The organism is Bradyrhizobium sp. 25ACV (assembly GCF_054863005.1).
Map to the genome: position 1 here is coordinate 1 of NZ_JAVAYO010000195.1, position 238 is coordinate 238.

Annotated in this window: 1 protein-coding gene; it reads right to left on the reverse strand. The window is 57.1% G+C overall.

Annotated elements, in window-relative coordinates:
• Positions 1-238 (reverse strand): aminotransferase class I/II-fold pyridoxal phosphate-dependent enzyme (locus RAD04_RS39125; protein ID WP_461628029.1); only part of this gene is annotated, 238 nt, incomplete at both ends.

Here is a 238-nt window from a genome sequence, read left to right on the forward strand (position 1 = left end):
GCCCCGTAACGCTTGTCGAGCACCTTGAGCGTGGCTTCGGGCAGCTGGGCAATCTTCTGGTCATAGATGTTGTCTTCGTGGACTGCGATGACTCCAAGGCGCCAGCCGGTAGCGCCGAAATACTTCGAGTAGGAGTACACGCCGATGGTGTTATGCGGCAGTTCGCCCAGCAGCGAACGGAATCCCGGAAAAAACGTTCCATAAACATCATCCGTCAGGAGCATGAGGTCCGGGCGTT